Source organism: Agrobacterium sp. 16-2014-1-2a, assembly GCF_053522705.1.
Genome location: NZ_JBNWBX010000001.1, coordinates 654181 through 671694 on the forward strand (window position 1 = coordinate 654181; position 17514 = coordinate 671694).

The 17514-nt window shown below is 57.3% G+C and carries 20 protein-coding genes; 12 read left to right on the plus strand and 8 right to left on the minus strand.

Annotation, left to right across the window (positions count from 1 at the left end; translation table 11 throughout):
• Nucleotides 1-292 precede the first annotated feature (292 nt).
• The 3 genes from ACQZ45_RS03330 to ACQZ45_RS03340 all read left to right on the plus strand — a co-directional run bounded on the left by ACQZ45_RS03330 (nt 293) and on the right by ACQZ45_RS03340 (nt 2538).
• A complete protein-coding gene (locus ACQZ45_RS03330; RefSeq protein WP_003512587.1) occupies nt 293-802 on the plus strand; it encodes a DUF6538 domain-containing protein in 510 nt (169 codons plus the stop codon).
• Between the two features lie 260 nt (nt 803-1062).
• Nucleotides 1063-1305 carry a hypothetical protein gene (locus ACQZ45_RS03335; RefSeq protein WP_162736169.1) on the plus strand — a complete coding sequence of 81 codons (243 nt, stop codon included), beginning with the start codon at nt 1063-1065 and terminating at the stop codon, nt 1303-1305.
• A gap of 876 nt (nt 1306-2181) precedes the next feature.
• Nucleotides 2182-2538, plus strand: a complete 357-nt coding sequence (locus tag ACQZ45_RS03340; protein ID WP_162736168.1) for a hypothetical protein — start codon at nt 2182-2184, stop codon at nt 2536-2538.
• A 69-nt stretch (nt 2539-2607) separates the two neighbouring features.
• On the opposite strand, the gene ACQZ45_RS03345 is transcribed toward ACQZ45_RS03340, so the two are convergent.
• Entirely contained in the window at nt 2608-3000 is a 393-nt protein-coding gene (locus tag ACQZ45_RS03345) for a DUF2934 domain-containing protein (RefSeq protein WP_003512570.1), read from the minus strand.
• Between the two features lie 169 nt (nt 3001-3169).
• Here ACQZ45_RS03345 and ACQZ45_RS03350 point away from each other — a divergent pair, with 169 nt between their 5' ends.
• Entirely contained in the window at nt 3170-3409 is a 240-nt protein-coding gene (locus ACQZ45_RS03350) for a hypothetical protein (RefSeq protein ID WP_003512568.1), read from the plus strand.
• Nucleotides 3410-3477: 68 nt separating this feature from the next.
• Here ACQZ45_RS03350 and ACQZ45_RS03355 read toward each other — a convergent pair whose 3' ends face one another.
• From ACQZ45_RS03355 to ACQZ45_RS03365, 3 genes are all read right to left on the minus strand, one after another.
• Nucleotides 3478-3921, minus strand: coding sequence for a TIGR02594 family protein (locus ACQZ45_RS03355; protein WP_025593218.1), 444 nt, complete (start codon nt 3919-3921; stop codon nt 3478-3480).
• 113 nt (nt 3922-4034) lie between these two features.
• On the minus strand, nt 4035-4592 hold the full coding sequence (locus ACQZ45_RS03360; RefSeq protein WP_113291534.1) for a methylated-DNA--[protein]-cysteine S-methyltransferase: 558 nt from the start codon (nt 4590-4592) through the stop codon (nt 4035-4037).
• Nucleotides 4593-4723: 131 nt separating this feature from the next.
• Nucleotides 4724-5011, minus strand: coding sequence for a DUF982 domain-containing protein (locus ACQZ45_RS03365; protein WP_003512562.1), 288 nt, complete (start codon nt 5009-5011; stop codon nt 4724-4726).
• Nucleotides 5012-5200: 189 nt separating this feature from the next.
• Between ACQZ45_RS03365 and ACQZ45_RS03370 the strand changes: the two genes are divergently transcribed.
• From ACQZ45_RS03370 to sseA, 4 genes are all read left to right on the plus strand, one after another.
• Nucleotides 5201-6640, plus strand: coding sequence for a cryptochrome/photolyase family protein (locus tag ACQZ45_RS03370; RefSeq protein ID WP_003512560.1), 1440 nt, complete (start codon nt 5201-5203; stop codon nt 6638-6640).
• A 122-nt stretch (nt 6641-6762) separates the two neighbouring features.
• Nucleotides 6763-7800 (plus strand): cysteine synthase A, encoded by a 1038-nt coding sequence (locus tag ACQZ45_RS03375; protein WP_003512558.1) that lies wholly within the window; start codon nt 6763-6765, stop codon nt 7798-7800.
• 12 nt (nt 7801-7812) lie between these two features.
• Nucleotides 7813-8550 carry an alanyl-tRNA editing protein gene (locus ACQZ45_RS03380; protein ID WP_113291472.1) on the plus strand — a complete coding sequence of 246 codons (738 nt, stop codon included), beginning with the start codon at nt 7813-7815 and terminating at the stop codon, nt 8548-8550.
• A gap of 16 nt (nt 8551-8566) precedes the next feature.
• Nucleotides 8567-9988, plus strand: a complete 1422-nt coding sequence (gene sseA / locus ACQZ45_RS03385; protein WP_025593211.1) for a 3-mercaptopyruvate sulfurtransferase — start codon at nt 8567-8569, stop codon at nt 9986-9988.
• A 138-nt stretch (nt 9989-10126) separates the two neighbouring features.
• Here sseA and ACQZ45_RS03390 read toward each other — a convergent pair whose 3' ends face one another.
• Both ACQZ45_RS03390 and ACQZ45_RS03395 read right to left on the minus strand, forming a co-directional pair.
• Nucleotides 10127-10771: a dihydrofolate reductase family protein gene (locus tag ACQZ45_RS03390; RefSeq protein ID WP_003512555.1), complete on the minus strand. Its 645-nt coding sequence runs from the start codon at nt 10769-10771 to the stop codon at nt 10127-10129.
• A gap of 54 nt (nt 10772-10825) precedes the next feature.
• Nucleotides 10826-11710 (minus strand): DUF4344 domain-containing metallopeptidase, encoded by an 885-nt coding sequence (locus ACQZ45_RS03395; protein WP_003512554.1) that lies wholly within the window; start codon nt 11708-11710, stop codon nt 10826-10828.
• Between the two features lie 162 nt (nt 11711-11872).
• Between ACQZ45_RS03395 and ACQZ45_RS03400 the strand changes: the two genes are divergently transcribed.
• The 3 genes from ACQZ45_RS03400 to ACQZ45_RS03410 all read left to right on the plus strand — a co-directional run bounded on the left by ACQZ45_RS03400 (nt 11873) and on the right by ACQZ45_RS03410 (nt 14977).
• Nucleotides 11873-12340: a DUF1203 domain-containing protein gene (locus ACQZ45_RS03400; RefSeq protein ID WP_003512553.1), complete on the plus strand. Its 468-nt coding sequence runs from the start codon at nt 11873-11875 to the stop codon at nt 12338-12340.
• 98 nt (nt 12341-12438) lie between these two features.
• Nucleotides 12439-12774 carry a PilZ domain-containing protein gene (locus tag ACQZ45_RS03405; protein ID WP_003512551.1) on the plus strand — a complete coding sequence of 112 codons (336 nt, stop codon included), beginning with the start codon at nt 12439-12441 and terminating at the stop codon, nt 12772-12774.
• Nucleotides 12775-12988: 214 nt separating this feature from the next.
• Nucleotides 12989-14977 carry a bifunctional 2',3'-cyclic-nucleotide 2'-phosphodiesterase/3'-nucleotidase gene (locus ACQZ45_RS03410; protein WP_003512549.1) on the plus strand — a complete coding sequence of 663 codons (1989 nt, stop codon included), beginning with the start codon at nt 12989-12991 and terminating at the stop codon, nt 14975-14977.
• Nucleotides 14978-15022: 45 nt separating this feature from the next.
• Here the strand turns inward: ACQZ45_RS03410 and ACQZ45_RS03415 are convergent, their stop codons facing one another.
• Complete coding sequence (locus tag ACQZ45_RS03415; RefSeq protein WP_003512547.1) at nt 15023-15574, minus strand: DUF2087 domain-containing protein; 552 nt, start codon at nt 15572-15574, stop codon at nt 15023-15025.
• A gap of 200 nt (nt 15575-15774) precedes the next feature.
• Entirely contained in the window at nt 15775-16743 is a 969-nt protein-coding gene (locus ACQZ45_RS03420; protein WP_003512546.1) for a LysR family transcriptional regulator, read from the minus strand.
• Nucleotides 16744-16892: 149 nt separating this feature from the next.
• On the opposite strand from ACQZ45_RS03420, the gene ACQZ45_RS03425 reads away from it, so the two are divergent.
• The gene (locus ACQZ45_RS03425) at nt 16893-17510 is read left to right on the plus strand and encodes an FMN-dependent NADH-azoreductase (protein WP_113291471.1); all 618 of its coding nucleotides are present in this window, start codon (nt 16893-16895) and stop codon (nt 17508-17510) included.
• Nucleotides 17511-17514: the final 4 nt, after the last annotated feature.

Below are 17514 nucleotides of genomic sequence, written 5' to 3' on the forward strand. Positions count from 1 at the left end.
TATTGGGGTACGCGCTAATATTCCGTGTTGTGGGCGTTATGGTCAAGTATACACATGAAAATAAACAGCTTTCCGTCACATAGGTTTGCGCTATGGGCGGAAAAGCTATGCAAAAATCTCCGGCCCGGGGAGCCATTTTTCTCTAGAGGAGAAAAGTAACATACCGCAAAACAACCATGCAAAAACAATTGCTTACAATTGACCGCTGCTTTCATGGGCGCCAGCGCCTACTCCCATTCTTGCTATTTCGGATACTTTTTGGCTACATTTCCGTCTGCAGGCGGGTAAACGAATGAAGTCAGAAGATGTTTCAAAATATGTGCTGAGAGATCCATCGAGTGGCATCTATCGGTATTACCGGCGCGTCCCTACGGAGGTTTCTCACCTCGACAAACGCGCGCATGTGAAGAAAAGCCTGAAGACGAAAAATCATAAAGACGCGCTTGAACGAGCCGAGTCTGTTCACAAGGCCTCGGAAGCTTTCTGGCGTGCCCTACTTGAGGGCAAAAGCGCCGTTGGTGCAGTCGAGGAATATGATGCGGCTGTGCGAGCTGCACAGTCAATGGGCTTCACATACAAGCCGGTGGGCGAAGTTTCCCAGATTGACATTGCCGAACTGGAGCGCCGTTTCAAAATTGCCGAGCAGAATTTCGACATATCGCGGACCATTGCCGACGGCGTCCTTGGAACCGCCCCCGAACCTAGACCACACATAAGTGACGTGTGGAAGCTCTACACACATCACAAAGAGGCCGGGCGGACCGGAATGTCGCCAAATCAGCTAGCCGAGACAAGTAAATGAGTTTGCTCCTGCGGCTGTAGGACGCTACCCGATTTAGCGTCCTGTGACCCTAGGACGATTTCGTCCTGTGGCTGTAGGACGCTTGATTTTGTATCGTCCTGTGACGGTAGGACACTAGTAGTGTCCGGCGACTGTAGGACGCTAAAATTCGGGTGGTATTCGGAGGGCCGTTTGCCAGAACCCATCACGCGGGTGAAATAGCCCCACGCTACAAGATCCTCTGTTGCGCTTGCGACGCTGCCCCTTGTTAGGCCGGTGGCTTGCTGCAAGAAACTAACACTGGCGCGCGCGTTGCCATGCTTCTGGTAATAGCGCTTGAGAATGTGGCGCGCGGTCTTGATGTGGATGAGCCGCACGGCTTCACCTACACGCCGGCCGGCGACGTCTCCCAGATCGATATCGTGGAGCTGGAGCGCCGCTTGCCACCATCGCTACCGAGGCAACTCGTCCTACAATCGTCGTGCGTACTAGAAATGTCCTCGACCGTCGCGAGCCACAATTGAGCATTCACCCCTGGTTAAGATCGCAAGCGTCATTGTCCATGGAACTGCGACGCTTTGTCGACGTTAAATCACTCATCGGGAGTCGAAATCATGAGACTATTAAGCGTAGCAATTGGTATGTTGTCCGTCGGTATCCTCTCTGGATGCGTGGATGACAGCGGATATCAATCGGGCGGTTACTACGCGTCGAGCGTTCAGTATCGTTCCAATGAGCGTGAACGATACTACCGCGACTATGACCGGCGCAATTACAATCGTCGCGACTATGTGCGTCGTGACCGTGACCGCCATGATTATGTTCGACCAGAGAGGGAACCGCAAAGAGATCCTTCCGGAAACAGCAGAGAATGGATCGATCAAGGCGGTGGCAGAGGGTACGAGCGAGCCGTCGTCAACGGGCAGGTCATTTACAGGACGGGGAAAGACGTCCAGTAGGGCAACTAAATGCACGCCGCCAGGTGCTGCAGATCGAAGGGCGAACCATCGACTTGGCGCTTTCTGCTCACTATCCTCACAAGCAAATAAAAACCCGCCCACCTCTCGGCAGGCGGGTTGAATGCCTTGGCCATTGGTTGGGGGTAATGTGCGGACTAGTTTTTTTATCCTGCCGGCTAACCGGTTTTGTACGTCCATAAGGATCATATTCAACAATTATATTAGAAGGCCAATATTCGCTTGCTCCGCCAAAAACAGCGAAACCTTCAAGTGGTCCTCGATATAGATCAGTTTCTATCTTTCCATAATCAATTCTCCTAAAGTATTGGAGATTTTAATTATAGACAAAAACAAAATACGTTTCTTTATCGATTAGACTACTTACTCCTGCTCACCTCAACAGGGCATAAATGCTTGAGACCTCAATCGAGAAAGAGCAACATGTATTTTCAATCATATGATCGCGATGCCGAATACTTCTACTGGCTAGAGCGCGTTTATTGCTGCTGTCCGCACAGGTACTCTGGTTACTGGCGGCCTTGCTGTCGCTCTCGGTCCCATTGGTTTGATCGCTGGGAGGCTTCTGCTGCACTGTGCCTGCTCATCGACGGTGCCAACGCTACCGATACCGCAACCACAAACGCCAACGCCGCTATCTATAGTAATCCCTCGGCCCTAGATCAGGCAAAGTTTTCTTCAAACGGCTATACCTCTGCACTGCGCGATCAGATTCAGATGCAATATACCGCAGCTTTTGCCACCGGCCCGGGGAGCCATTTTTTCCAAAATATGGCATGATGAGCGAGATGCCGCAGCATTCGCTCTATATCGATCTTGGCATAGGCGCGTAGCTGGGCGCTATTGACCTCAGGTCTTCTTCGCCACACGCTTCGTCGAAGTGGATGCGTTGGTGAGTGCCGGCGGATCGCTTGCCGGGAAACTTTCCTCCAGGCTTTCGGTCAGGTCGTCGTCTTTTCGGCTGGTCTCAGCTTTTTGCTCTTTCTGAAGAGATTTTACCGCTGGTGATTTGGCATTTTTTGCCGAAGCCTTATCCGCAGTCACCTTCTTCTGGACCAAGGACTTGGCGGCAGCGGGTTTCTTCGCGCCATTTTTGCCATTGGTCTTTCCGGTTTCTGTGCTTGCCGAGACCTCCAGTTCCGCCTCCATCCAGTGGCGTTCGTGATGTCCCTCCGGCCTGCCTTCCCTCTCCCATATTGCGCGGGCTTTTTCGCGGATTGCTGCTTCGCGATCATGGTTCATAACGTCCTCCTCTTTGCGTCGCATCGGCTTTGACTGCGCCAATTGAAAAACAGAAATGGCCGGAAATTGTTCCGCGTCCGGAGATTGCGCATGCGCATTTCCCTGAAAAAAGGGAACCCTACTCACTGCAGGATCGTTTGTCCGGCAGGAACCCGCAGGAGGACCATCCATGAGCGATCCGAAACAGAAGAAAAACGAACCTCTCGATATCGAAGACGAAGATTTGCCGCGTTTTGAAACCGACAGCGAACTCAAATCGAAAGAAAGTGAGATTTACCCCGATGAATCGATAAGCCTGCGCGCACGCCGGCAGGCAGCGCGGCAACACGAGGATGCCTTCATCGTCGCCACAGACCTTGAGGACGATGACCAGCGCGATGCGGCACCCGGCACAAGGGAACAGCCATAGGGGCCTTAAAACGCATAAGGCGGGCCACAGCCCGCCTTTATAAGGATCGTAGTAAGTTGGTCCGGTCTTCAGCGACGCACGGAAACGATGGCCTTGCGGTTGAAGTTCGACACCTGCACCCGGCCGGACTGATTGCCGCCGAGAATTTGCGCTGTCTTGCCGCTCATGCTCTTCAATATTCCGGCGTGATAACCGCGGCCGTTGCGAATGACGACAACATCGCCCGGTTTGGCGGCGGCGACGGGAACGGCATAACCGAATGACGTCCAGGATTTTGCAAATCCGTAGGATTTGGGCGATGCGCGCCCGGCCTTGCTGGCAACGGCATGAAGGAACAGGCCACACCACGGTGTGCTGCGGGGATTTGCCCCAAGAATATTCTTCAGGCTCTTGTTGTTTTTGGATTCATGCAGTCCGGTGTATTTTTCAGCTTGGTTCAGCATGCCAGCCGACGCGGGTGCCACGACTGTAAAAGCCAAGGCAGCGGATAGAATTAACGCGGATACTCTCAAACGTCTCGCCCTTATGTTAGAGGGCGTCCGTGTATTGTGACAATTTAGCGACAATTTGACGAGAAAAGGGCAGAAATCAGACGGATATTCATGCGGACTGATCTGTCATTGCTTTAAAACAGGCTGCCCTGTGCATCGTCAGCGCGGCTGCGGCCGGCATTTTCGAGATCCAGCATGCGTAATTTGGTGTTCGTTCCGCCCGGCGCGGAAAAGCCACCCAGCCGGCCGCCAGCCGCCAGAACACGGTGGCAGGGAATGATCAGCGGCACGGGATTTTTCGCCATGGCCTGCCCGACGTCGCGGGCCTTTTCCATGGAGAGGCCCAGCGTTTTTACGATACCGCCATAGGTCGTCGTGCGGCCCCAGCCGATATGCCGTGCCACCTCATAGACATCTAGAAAGAACCGCTCCTGCCCGGAAAGATCGAGTTCCACGGGCGTAAAATCAATCTCTTCACCATCGAAATAGCGGCTAACCATCGCAATCGCCTCACGGGCGCGTGTGTCGGGTACAGCAACGGAAGATGACGGCAGGCGTTTCTGGATTAGTTTTTCGGTTTCACCGGCATCTGCGCTGGGCAATTGCAGACGGGCGATACCGCGCTCTGCCCATGCGAGGCCGCAATGGCCGAGAGCTGTCGGGAAAACAATATAGCCGTAGTGGTTGGTCATTGCCGTATTCATCCGCTTTGCACGCGCACGATGCCATATCCTGCGTTCGACACAACCCGTTTCTGGCGGCGGATAAAACAAGGCCACCCGGCTTTACGGGTGGCCTTTCACATCTTAATCCCGGAACGCTGTCAGGATGCAAGTTTACCCTGATCTTCCACCTTGTTTCCGGCCTCCAAGAGGCATTGCGCCTGGCGGCTCGCGGTAACGAAGGCGGCGCGCGCAATCTCTCCCGCCACGTCCCCCATCAGCGAGGCGCGGCACAGACGCAGGGCCTGCTCATGCGCCTTGTCACCGCGTTGTGGCCATTCGTGCTGGAGAAAATCGAAGGCCTCGTAAACGCCGTTGAAAATCCGGGGAGCACCGTTTTCCAAGGATATGGTAACAGGCTTTTCCCACTTAACGTCTTTCAGCAACATTGATTGTACTTCCATGCTCTATTAACCAGCGAAAAACGCTGGCTCCTCCAGTTGGTTCCCTTCACTTTCGGTTTCAAGGTCGAAAAAATAGCCCTCGAAAAACCATGTGCCTCCAGCTTTCCATTCTACGCGATTTGAGGAACAAAGCGTTTCAACACTCGTTCAAGCGGAAGTGAACCGGATCCCTTCATGCCAACAAAATCCTCTCCTGTTATCGTCTGGTTCCGCAAGGACTTGCGCCTTGCGGACAATCTCGCCCTTCTCGCAGCGGTGGAGCATGGCGGCCCCGTCATACCGCTCTATATCCGTGAGACATCCAGCGGCCCGCTGGGCGGCGCGCAGGAATGGTGGGTTCACCATTCGCTTGCCTCTCTTTCCGCGGCGCTGGAAAAATGCGGCAGCCGTCTACTTCTCAGGAGCGGCAACGCAGAGGAGACGCTGCGCCGGCTTATAGCCGAGACCGGCGCGGATGCAGTCCTCTGGAACCGTCGTTATGAGCCGACCGGCATGGCAACGGACAAGACACTAAAAGAGGCGCTTGGGGACGACGGCCTGACAGTTCGCAGCTTTGCCGGACACCTCCTGCATGAACCATCCCGGGTGCAGACCAAATCCGGCGGCCCCTACCGGGTCTATACGCCCTTCTGGCGGGCTCTGGAGGGCGGCGAGGAGCCACATACGCCGGCGGATGCACCGCAGAGCCTGAAGGCACCTGAGACATGGCCAAAATCGGAGAAACTCGATGATTGGAAGCTTCTGCCGGTCAAACCGGACTGGGCCAGGGGTTTCAGCGAGATATGGACACCCGGTGAAAATGCCGCGCGGGAAAAACTCGATGATTTCATCGATGGTGCCTTGAAGGGTTATGAGGAAGGCCGCGATTTTCCGGCGAAGGACGCCACGTCGCTTCTTGCGCCGCATCTGGCGCTCGGCGAAATATCGCCCGCCGCCGTGTGGCATGCGACGAAGGGGCTATCACGCCATATCGCGTCCAACGATATCAGCCGTTTCCGCAAGGAACTCGTCTGGCGGGAATTCTGCTACCATCTGCTGTTCCACTTTCCCGAGCTGGACGAGAAAAACTGGAACGACAGTTTCGACGCCTTCGGCTGGCGGGACGATGACACATCCTTCAACGCCTGGACGCGTGGCATGACGGGTTATCCGATCGTGGATGCCGGCATGCGGCAATTGTGGAAACATGGCACCATGCACAACCGGGTGCGCATGATCGTGGCATCCTTCCTCATCAAACATCTACTTATCGACTGGCGCAAAGGAGAGAAGTGGTTTCGCGATACGCTTGTTGATGCCGATCCGGCCTCCAACGCCGCCAACTGGCAGTGGGTGGCGGGTTCGGGCGCGGACGCCTCGCCGTTCTTCCGCATTTTCAACCCCATATTGCAGGGGGAGAAATTCGATGCCGAGGGAGACTACGTGCGCCGCTTCGTGCCGGAGCTTGAAAAGCTTGAGCGAAAATACATCCACAAGCCGTTTGAAGCACCGAAAGAGGTGCTTAAAAAGGCGGGTATCGAGCTCGGCAAGACCTATCCCCTGCCGATCGTTGACCATGGGAAGGCACGGGAAAGAGCACTTGCAGCCTATGCCGCAGTGAAGAACAACGCATAAAATTGGGTATCGGCAAAATTTTGCGTGGCGAAGCCTGAGGCGGGAAGATAATTTCTTGCCTTGAGGCGGTTGTAACGGGACATAACGGCACCTAATTTCCGCTCAGACAAGAAGGCTCAATCATGACCATTCATCCCTCTGCGCTCAGTGCTATCGGCAACACGCCGCTTATCCGTCTGAAAGCTGCCTCTGAAGCGACGGGGTGTGAAATCCTCGGCAAGGCGGAGTTTCTCAATCCCGGCCAATCGGTGAAGGATCGCGCCGCGCTTTACATCATCCGCGATGCGGAACGGCGCGGACAGCTGCGGCCGGGCGGCACCATCGTGGAAGGCACGGCAGGCAATACCGGCATCGGCCTGTCGCTGGTGGCCAATGCGCTTGGCTACAAGACTGTCATCGTCATTCCCGAGACGCAAAGCCAGGAAAAGAAGGATGCGCTGAAGCTTCTCGGCGCAAAGCTGGTCGAGGTTCCGGCGGCACCCTATTCCAACCCGAACAATTACGTGAAGGTTTCCGGCCGCCTGGCAAAACAGCTGGCCGCGACGGATGAAAACGGCGCGATCTGGGCCAACCAGTTCGACAATATCGCCAACCGTCAGGCCCATATTGAGACAACGGCACCGGAAATATGGGACCAGACGGACGGCAAGGTCGATGGTTTCATTTGCTCCGTCGGTTCCGGCGGAACGCTTGCGGGCGTAGCTGACGGCCTGCGCGATTTCAATCCCGATATAAAGATCGGCCTTGCCGACCCTGAGGGGGCCGCCCTCTACGAATTTTACAAGCATGGCGTCCTGAAGTCGGAAGGCTCCTCTATCACCGAGGGCATCGGACAGGGGCGCATCACCGCCAATCTGGAAGGCTTCGCGCCGGATTTCTCCTATCGTATTTCGGATGCGGAAGCCCTGCCGGTGCTGTTCGATCTGGTCACGAAAGAGGGTCTTTGCCTCGGTGGCTCCTCCGGCATCAACATTGCCGGCGCAATCCGCCTTGCCCGCGAGCTTGGTCCGGGGCATACAATCGTGACGATACTTTGCGACTACGGTAATCGTTATCAGTCGAAGCTGTTCAATCCGGATTTCCTGCGCTCCAAGGGGCTTCCGGTTCCGCAGTGGCTGGCAACGAAAAGCGAGATTGCGGTTCCGTACGAAACCGTTTGAGGACATGCCGAAATGCCTGTGAATGCCCTGTTCCGTGACGATTTTTATCTTTCCACCGCAGAAGCGATCGTCACGGCGGTGCATGAGGATGGCGGCATCGAGCTCGACCAGACCTGCCTTTACGCCACGTCCGGCGGCCAGCCGGGCGACAGCGGCTTTCTCGAGCGGGCCGATGGTTCGCGCATAGAACTCGGCATTACCAAAAATGGCGCCGACAAGAGCGTTATCATCCATGTGCCGCTGGAAGGTCAGCCTTCCCCCGAGGTCGGTGAAAAACTGACCCTGCACGTAGACTGGCCGCGCCGTTACAAGCTGATGCGCATGCACACGGCCTGCCATCTGCTATCAGTCGTCTGCCAGTGGCCAATCACCGGTGCTGCCGTCGGCGAAGACGAATCGCGCGTCGATTTCGACATGTCGGAAACCATCGACAAAGACGAAGTGACGGCAAAGCTGATGGAACTGGTGAAAGCCAACCATCCCGTTTTCCTGCAATGGATTACCGACGAAGAACTTCAGGCCAATCCGGGCATCGTCAAATCCAAGAATGTGCGCCCGCCAATCGGCCTTGGCCGGGTCAGCCTTGTCTGCATCGGCGAAAATTCTACCATCGACAGCCAGCCCTGCGGCGGCACCCATGTTTCCGAAACGCAGGAAGTGGGCGATATTCACATTGCCAAGATAGAAAAGAAGGGCAAGGAGAACAGGCGGTTCCGCATTCGTTTCGGCACGCCTGAAGCTGCTGCCTGAAATCAGGAGAGACATCGTGAGCACGGATAAGAGCCGTTTCGTCGTTTCGGCGGACTGGGTAGAAAAGCAGCTCGGCACGGCCGGGTTTCGTCTCGTTGATGCCTCGTGGTATCTGCCGGCGCATAAACGCAACGGTGCGGAAGAATTTGCGGCGGGTCACCTGCCCGGTGCCGTGTTCTTCGATCAGGACAAGATCGCCGATCATGCAACCGGATTGCCGCATTCCCTGCCCTCGCCAGAGTTCTTTGCGGAACAGGCGGGAGAGCTTGGCCTCAGCGACACCGATACCATCGTGGTCTATGACGGCCCCGGTTTCTTTTCCGCACCGCGCGTGTGGTGGATGCTGCGGGTGATGGGCGTCCGCAAGGCCTACGTGCTGGATGGCGGTCTTGACGGCTGGAAGCGCGAAGGCCGGCCGCTAGAAACCGGCACGCCGGAAATCGAGCCTGCCACCTTCACACCCGATTTCAACGAAAAGCGCGTGACCTCGCTATCGACCATGCGCGGCATCGTTGACAGTGGCGAAAAGCAGATTGCCGATGCCCGCGGCGCGGGACGTTTCACCGGCGACGAGGCCGAGCCGCGTGCCGGCATGCGTTCAGGCCATATGCCTGGTGCTCGCAGCCTGCCCGCCACCGCATTTTCCGAGAACGGCCACTTCAAGGACCTCACCGCCATCCGCAAGATGGTGGCGGATGCCGGTATCGATCTTGGCAAGCCGGTGGTGACGAGCTGCGGCTCGGGCGTTACCGCCGCCGTCATTACGCTGGCGCTGGAATCGCTCGGCCACCAGGATAATTCGCTCTATGACGGTTCGTGGTCGGAATGGGGTGGACTGGAAGACACGCCTGTTGTCACCGGCCCTGCCGAACCTCTTCCCGTGGTGTCACATGGGCCGTTGAAGGCGCATGTGACGCAGCTTGAAATGACGGCGCCGCCGAAGGTCAGCCTTGCTATCCCCGTCAACATCCAGACGGCACTGATGCGGGTCACCGATATTCCCCTGCACTTCTACCGTTACATGTACTGGCGGGTGGGAAAACGTTGGCACTGGCAGAAACGCATGCGCATGAGCGATGCGGAACTGTCCGCCGTCCTCAAGGACCCGAAGAACAGCGTTACCGTCCTTTATATGAACGGTGCACCCGCCGGTTTCTTCGAGCTGAACAAGGCAAGCGACGAGGTAACCGAGCTTTCCTATTTCGGGCTTCTCGAAGAGGCAATCGGTGCTGGCGTCGGCAAGTGGTTCCTGTTGCAGGCGCTCTACGCCGCCTGGCAGGACAATCCCAAGCGCGTGACGGTGACCACCAACACGCTTGACCATCCCCGCGCGCTGCAACTCTACCAGATGATGGGATTTTCGCCTGTTGGTACCTATGAGGCCTGGGTAGAGCCGCTGTCCGATACCGAGCTTCTGGAAATCTCGTTGCGCAACTGAGTTCGTCACGTCGGGGATGGCCCGCGCTATTCCCCGACTGTAGAGCACATCCGACTACTCCTCCCTCATTCCTTTGCTTGTCACAGGAATGAGGGAGTGGGAGGCAACCGCACATGAAACCATTGTGTAGTTTGCGACTCAGGCTTTATCGATAATCAAATGGGTCGCGCCCTCACCCGCCGAGGTCCCGGTGCAGCGATAACCAAGCGCAGGCAAATCCAGCCCCTGGAAGAGGTTTTCGCCCTTGCCGAGAAAGACCGGGGCCAGCGCCAGATGCAGTTCGTCGATCATGCTTCCGGCCATATATTGCCGAATGGTCGAAACGCCGCCGCCGATCCGGACATCCCTGCCGTTTGCCGCCTCCAACGCCATGTCAAGGGCGGCCTTGATGCCCGTGTTGACGAAATGAAACACGGTGCCGCCCTTCATCGCAAAGGAGGCGCGCGCATGGTGCGTCAGCACGAAAACCGGCACGTGATAAGGCGGCTCTTCCCCCCACCAGCCCTTCCAGTGTTCATCCCGCCAAGCACCGCGGATAGGGCCGAACATGTTGCGGCCCAAGATCCAGGCGCCGATATTTTCGAAACTCTTCTCGGAAAACTGCTCGTCCGTGCCGGTCGAGCCGCCTTGCTTGCCGAACATGCGGTGAAAGGTGCGGGTCTTGAACGCCCATTGATGCAGCATTTCGCCATTCACACCCAGCGGGTTCTGAAGACTTTGATCCGGCCCAGCACCGTATCCGTCAATCGAAATGGCGAAATTTCGAACGACAACCTTCGGCATGGCAATATCCTCCCGTTTCAAGAGGACAGGTTGCCGTGCATCCGGTAACTGGCCTCAGATTTCTCTTTCCAGAGTAACGGCCGTCGGGGTATGCCCGCCGGCGGAACCTTTGTCTTCGGTAACGCTGTTGAGGAGATGATCGGCAATCAGCTCCGCCTGGAATTTACCCAGCTCGTAGCAATAGGTGATCTCACGTTTTTCGGCCGACCAGTAGACATCGGGACGCCCGCAGGACTTCGCCGTCAACTTGACCTCGCCTTTCAAGCCGTAAACGCCGAAACTGCGGCTGATAAGATCGAGAACCTTCGATTCCTTGACCATGATGGCGTAAGGTTCCAGCTCCGGATCGCGCGGCGGCACGTAGCTCACGGTAAATCTGGATGGTGTCTGCGCGCGGTGGGGCGTCAGAAAATCTTCCCATGCCGATGCGATACGCGGATAGGCGGCGCCACATTTGGCAAATTCATCATTGGCAAGCCCCATCATGGTGGCGAGATCGCCATAGCCGTCCTTGTCGCGGCCGACCATCAGGCAGGCCATGTTGCGATCGCGGCTCCTGTCGGGAACAAGCGCCGAAAACACCGGTGCGTCGTGCTGGGGCAAAGCCTCCGTTTCGCGCGCCAGATACCAGCTGTCGGTAGCATTGACGAGTGCGGTATCAAGCCATTCCTCGTTGGCCTGAAGGATGAGCGTGCCCGCCAGCTGATCGGCAGGTGCTTGCGCGCTGCCGGTCTCCGGCGCGCCGAAATCCGAGATCAGCATGCGTGCACCCTCGTGATAAAGCGAGAAGATCGCATTGCCGATGACGAAATTGACCGCCTGCTGGAGCTGATCGTCGGACAGGCCATCGAGACCGGAGGCGACCTGCGCCTGCGTGTCGATCGGAACCGTCAAAGAAACGAAAGCCAGCGGAACGGCGGCCAGAAAACGACGGAACATAAAATCAGACCTTCCGGGATCGAGGAGCGCCACTGATTCCCGATGCTAACGAGTCACGCAATGGGCTGGTTGCATCACCCGTCAAGAATCGGGTGGATAGAGGTCTGTTTCGGGATCATAGCTGCAAAGAAGCAACGCCGATCCCAACAGAAGGACCTCGCCATGACCGATCTCGTCTTTACAGCAATGCCGGCTAAGGAAGCTGAGGCTTTCCGGGCGGGAGCCGCCGACGCCTATGGCAACCCGCCGGAAAAGGCCGTTTCTCCAGGCGGCATGCCGTGCCGCCATTGCCTTTCCCAGATTAATGAAGGCGAAGGAATGCTGATCCTCGCCTACCGGCCCTTCCCTTCGCTCCAGCCCTATGCGGAAACGGGGCCAGTCTTTCTTCACGCTGAGGCCTGTGAGCACTATCCGCAGACGGATGCCCTTCCCCCGATGCTCAACAGCCCCGATTATATCGTTCGCGGTTATGGCACTGACGACCGCATCGTCTACGGCACCGGCGCGGTGACGGCGACGGACGAAATCCTTTCACGCGTAGCACATCTTCTGGAGCGGGCAGACGTCGCTTATGTGCATGTGCGCTCCGCCCGCAACAATTGCTACCAGTGCCGTATCGACACAGCATAATCGCGCGATTACTTGCAATTTTAAGCAAACGGCTAAACGGCTCTCAAACTTTCTACGTCATGATGCAAGCATCGGAAACAATTGATTTGAGTAGCGAAATGACAAACAACCTCAATATGGCGACCCGCACTGCGACCCGTAGCAAGACCCGGATCTACGCGACCGTGCACTATTTCAGCCAGTCGACCCGAGGCCGCGTGGTGGACCTGTCCGCCACCGGCATGGCGCTCGAACTGGACGGACCTTTCGCTGCCGCCAAGGGAAGCCGGGTGAAGGTGCAGAGTGAAGATCTGGGTTTCATCGAGGGTGTCGTGCAATGGCAGCACATGAACCGGCTCGGCCTGCAACTCAAACTTTCCACCAACACGCTGGCACAGCTGTCGTCTTATTTCCGCTTCTTCCACGAAGAAGTAAAACCGACTCTCGCCCGCTAAGCAGACGTTTCCGACAAGGGGAATGCGCAGGCCGGACAAAGCGCATTCCCGAAGCGCACCATGCGCGCGCGGCCACCTTGTGACAAAAAATTTATCAAACGGTTGAAAACTGGCCCGTCCGTCACGGGCTTGTCATTTTGATGATGGACTCCTCGGGGATTGCTTCTACCTTGTCGTTTTCCTGACAGAGCAAGCTTCATACGAAGGAGTTCCCATGTCGTCGCTTCTCGCTCTCCACCCCATCACTCGCCGTTCGCTTCTGGGTGGCATCGCCGCCTCTTCGGCTCTGGTGCTGTTGCATCCCTTCGCCGCGCGCGCCGCAGCCAACCAGGCGCATCTGCGCATCATGGAAACGACTGACATCCACGTTCACGTCTTTCCCTATGATTATTACGCCGACAAACCGAACGACACGATGGGTCTGGCGCGCACCGCTTCGATCATCGGCGCCATCCGTGCCGAGGCCGGAAACTCGATGCTGGTGGATAATGGCGACTTCCTGCAGGGCAATCCGCTCGGCGATTACATCGCCTATGAGCGCGGCATGAAGGCCGGCGACAAGCATCCCGTCATCAACGCCATGAATGTCCTTGGCTATGATTGTGGCACGCTTGGCAACCACGAATTCAATTACGGCCTCGACTATATGTCCAATACGCTGGCGGGCGCCGGTTTCCCTTATGTCTGCGCCAACCTCACCAAGGGTCAGCTGGCTTCCGATCCCAAGCAGGATGAGCTGTTCTTCAAGCCTTACGTCATCCTTGAGAAACAGATCCGCGATGGTGCAGGCGTAACCAGCCCGGTCAAGGTCGGTATCATCGGTTTCGTGCCGCCGCAGATCATGATGTGGGATTCCAAGAATCTGGAGGGCAAGGCCCAGACGCGCGATATCGTCGAGGCGGCTAAAGCCTGGGTTCCGGTCATGAAGGAAGAAGGTGCCGATATCGTCATCGCGCTTTCCCATTCCGGCATCGATGGCAAGGGCCAGACCGATCGCATGGAAAACGCCTCGCTTTATCTGGCGGGCGTGGAAGGCATTGACGCCATCTTCACTGGTCACCAGCATCTGGTCTTCCCCGGTCCGAAGACATGGGACGGCATCGAGGGTGCGGATGCGGTCAAGGGTACGCTGATGGGCAAGCCGGCCGTGATGGCCGGTTTCTGGGGCTCGCATATGGGCCTCATTGACCTTCTGCTCGAAAAGGACGGCAAAAGCTGGAAGATCGTCGATTTCACCTCCGAGGCCCGGCCGATCTACCACCGCGACGACAATCGCAAGGTCGTTGCAGATGTCACGGACAAACCGGAGGTCATAGCAGCCGCCAAGGCAGATCACGAAGCGGCGCTCGCCTATGTGCGTCGCCCGGTCGGCAAGACGTCGGCGCCACTCTATTCCTACTTCGCGCTGGTGGCCGACGACCCGTCCGTGCAGATCGTCTCCAATGCCCAGACGTGGTACATCAAGGACATGCTGAAGGAAGGGCAATATAAGGATCTGCCCGTGCTTTCGGCAGCAGCGCCCTTCAAGTCTGGCGGTCGCGGTGGTGCGGATTATTACACCGATGTCCCTGCCGGTGACATCGCCATCAAGAACGTCGCCGATCTCTACCTCTACCCCAACACGGTGCAGGCGGTGCTGATCAACGGTGCGCAGGTGAAGAACTGGCTGGAAATGTCCGCCGGCATGTTCAACACGGTCGAGGCCGGCGCAAAGGATGCGCCGCTCCTAAACGCGGATTTCCCGTCCTATAATTTCGACGTCATCGACGGTGTCACCTACCAGATCGACATTTCCAAACCGGCAAAGTTCGACAAGGACGGCAAGGCCGTCAATCCCGACAGCAACCGCATCGTCAATCTGCAATTCGACGGCAAGCCGATCGACCCCGAGCAGAAATTTGTGGTGGCGACCAACAATTACCGAGCAAGCGGCGGCGGAAAATTCCCCGATATCGCCGCCGACAAGGTGATCTTCGTGGCGCCCGACACCAACCGTGACGTGATCGTGCGCTATATCATCGATCAGGGCACCATTAACCCGTCGGCGGATGCGAACTGGTCCTTCGCCCCAGTTGCCAATACGACCGCCATCTTTGAGACTGGCCCGAAGGGTCGCAATTACGCGGCTGACATCAAGGGCGCAAAAATCGAGGATGCCGGCGACGGCGCCGAAGGTTTCGCAAAGTTCCGCCTCGTTCTCTAGAGCTTGCAGCCCTCCCGGCGTTTCATCGGCCGGGAGGGCATTTACTCAATTGCGGTCACTCACGATACGCAACAGCAGTGGCAGTTCCGGCGGTGGCTTCTGCTCGATGCGTTGATAGTCGCTGCCATCGCGGTTACGGCGGATGAGCCGGAGACCCGCCATGTCACGCCGCAGCATCGCGGCATCTCCAAACAGATGCAGACCATCGAGAAAGCTGCTGAATTCGCGCTCTGAGAAACTGCGACCGGCTGGTATTCTTGCCCAAAGATACCAGAGGCACAGTTCCTGCTGGGAGCGGCGGGCCGGCCACTGCACCAATCTACCGGCAGCATCGAAAGTCCGCGCGGTCTTCAGCACCCTGCCCTCATTGACAGGCATTGTCTCCGGTCCTCTCTGCGGTGGCGGCGAGCCACTTGCTACGGGTGGCGTGCGCGCGGCGCGCAGATGCTGAAAGTTGCGAAACCCGGCAGCCCGGCTTAGGAGATTGAGCATCTCCACATGGCTTGGCTGGCGGTCCAGCCTGCCGATTTGTTCGCGTAGCGATTTGGCAAATGTGGAGAGGTCGGCGATATCAATGGAAAAGATCGAACGTGGCATGACTTACCCTCGAGTGCCATTCCGAAGAGGTGTCGCTGATCGCCGGCTTCCGACTAGGCACGGGATAAGTGCTGTCAATCTTTCAAAATGCAGGTTTAGCTTCCCTTGCGGGACGGCGATGCCTCGGTGAACTGCTGACCGTGTTTCCTGTATAAGGCAGGCCATTCACCTTCGTCAATTGGTCACTCAGTCAACCCATATCACTCGGCGGCGACAGAAATAGTCCGCTGTTTGCCTCCGGCAATTATCCTGTTGAAATCCTTCTGGTTCGGGCATGCCGACAGACGCTGCTGAAAGGCCGTGGCAAGCCACTGGCCAGCGGGACCGGCGGGTGAATCCACCCGGCGCAGCGCAAAGATTGGATATTCGCCCTGCTCATAAGCTTCAAGATCAAGTGCCTTCAGGCTGCCATTGGTCAGGTCGTTGCGCACGATCGATGCGGGCAGACCGCCCCAGCCGAGACCGCCCTTGATGAGCTGGTATTTCGTGGCGATGTCGCTGACCCGCCATGTCTTGTAGGACAGCACGTTGAAATCACGCCCCTTGGTCAGCCCCGACGCATCGGTGACGACGAGTTGGACCTCCTCGCGGACATCGCCCAGAACCAGCGGCCTCTGGATCTGTGCCAGTGGATGATCGGCGGCGACGACCGGCAGCATGAAGGAATGGCCGACCTTTTCGACGACGAGTTCGTCATCCTGGCGCAACAGCGCCCCGCCGATGCCAATGCCAGCCTTGCGGGAGAGCACCATATCCATCACCATGCCCAACTCACCCACATTGAGGCTGAGGGTAACGGTGGGGAATTCCTTGCGAAAATCGCGAAGCACCGCAACGACGGCTTCCGCCGGCACCATGGTGCTGATGGCGACAGAAAGCTCGGCCTCCAGCCCCTGCTTCAAACCCTTGGCGCGCGCACGCATTTCCTGCAGACCGGCCACGATGCGCCTTGCATCTTCCAGCATGGCGCGACCCTCGTCCGTCAATCGAGGCTGGCGTACGCCATTGCGCTCGAACAGGCTGACTTCAAGCTGCGCCTCGAGATTGGCGATGGTGTAGCTGACAACGGACTGGGCGCGATTGAGCGCCCGTGACGCGGCAGAGAAACTTCCGGTTTCGGCAACCGTCAAAAACACCTGCAATTGGTCGAGCGTCGGGTTCGCGTCCATGTTCCATCCATTTCATCGATAGGTCGCTTCCACATTATCACAGTTTTCTTGATGGCATCAATTGGTCATATAGGGGGCAAAGGAAGGGCATCGTGCTCTCCCGCCCTCCCAAGGCGCCCGTCAATTCATCGCTTATGCAAGGAAAGACCATGTCCAACATTCTGCTCATCACCTCCAGCCCGCGTGGCGACGAGTCGGTTTCCAACAAGTTTTCCGGCGAACTCGCAAACAAGCTGAAGGCCAAGTCGGCTTCCAACACCCTTGTCCACCGCGATCTTGCTGCCGACCCCATTCCGCATCTCGACACCGTCAAGACCGCTGCGATCCGCAAGGCTCCAGACCAGCGCACGGCTGAAGAAGCGGTTGCAGCCGATTATTCCGACAAGCTGGTTGCAGAGCTTATGGCCGCCGACACTGTCGTCATCGGCACCGGCCTCATCAACTTCAATATCTATTCCGGCCTGAAGTCGTGGATCGACAACGTCGCCCGCGCTGGCCAGACCTTCAAGTACACCGAAACCGGCCCGGTTGGTCTTGCCACCGGCAAGAAGGTCTACATCGTGCTGGCCGCCGCCGGCGTTTATTCCGAAGGCCCGGCTGTGTCGATGAACCACGCCGTTCCTTACCTCAAGACTGTTCTTGGCTTCATTGGCATGACGGATGTTGAAGTGATCTATGTCGAAGGTCTGGCATTTGGACCGGAAGCCGTTGAAAAGGCCGTTGCGGCAGCCGAAGCAAAGGTTGCCGAACTGGCGCAGGCCGCCTGAGGCG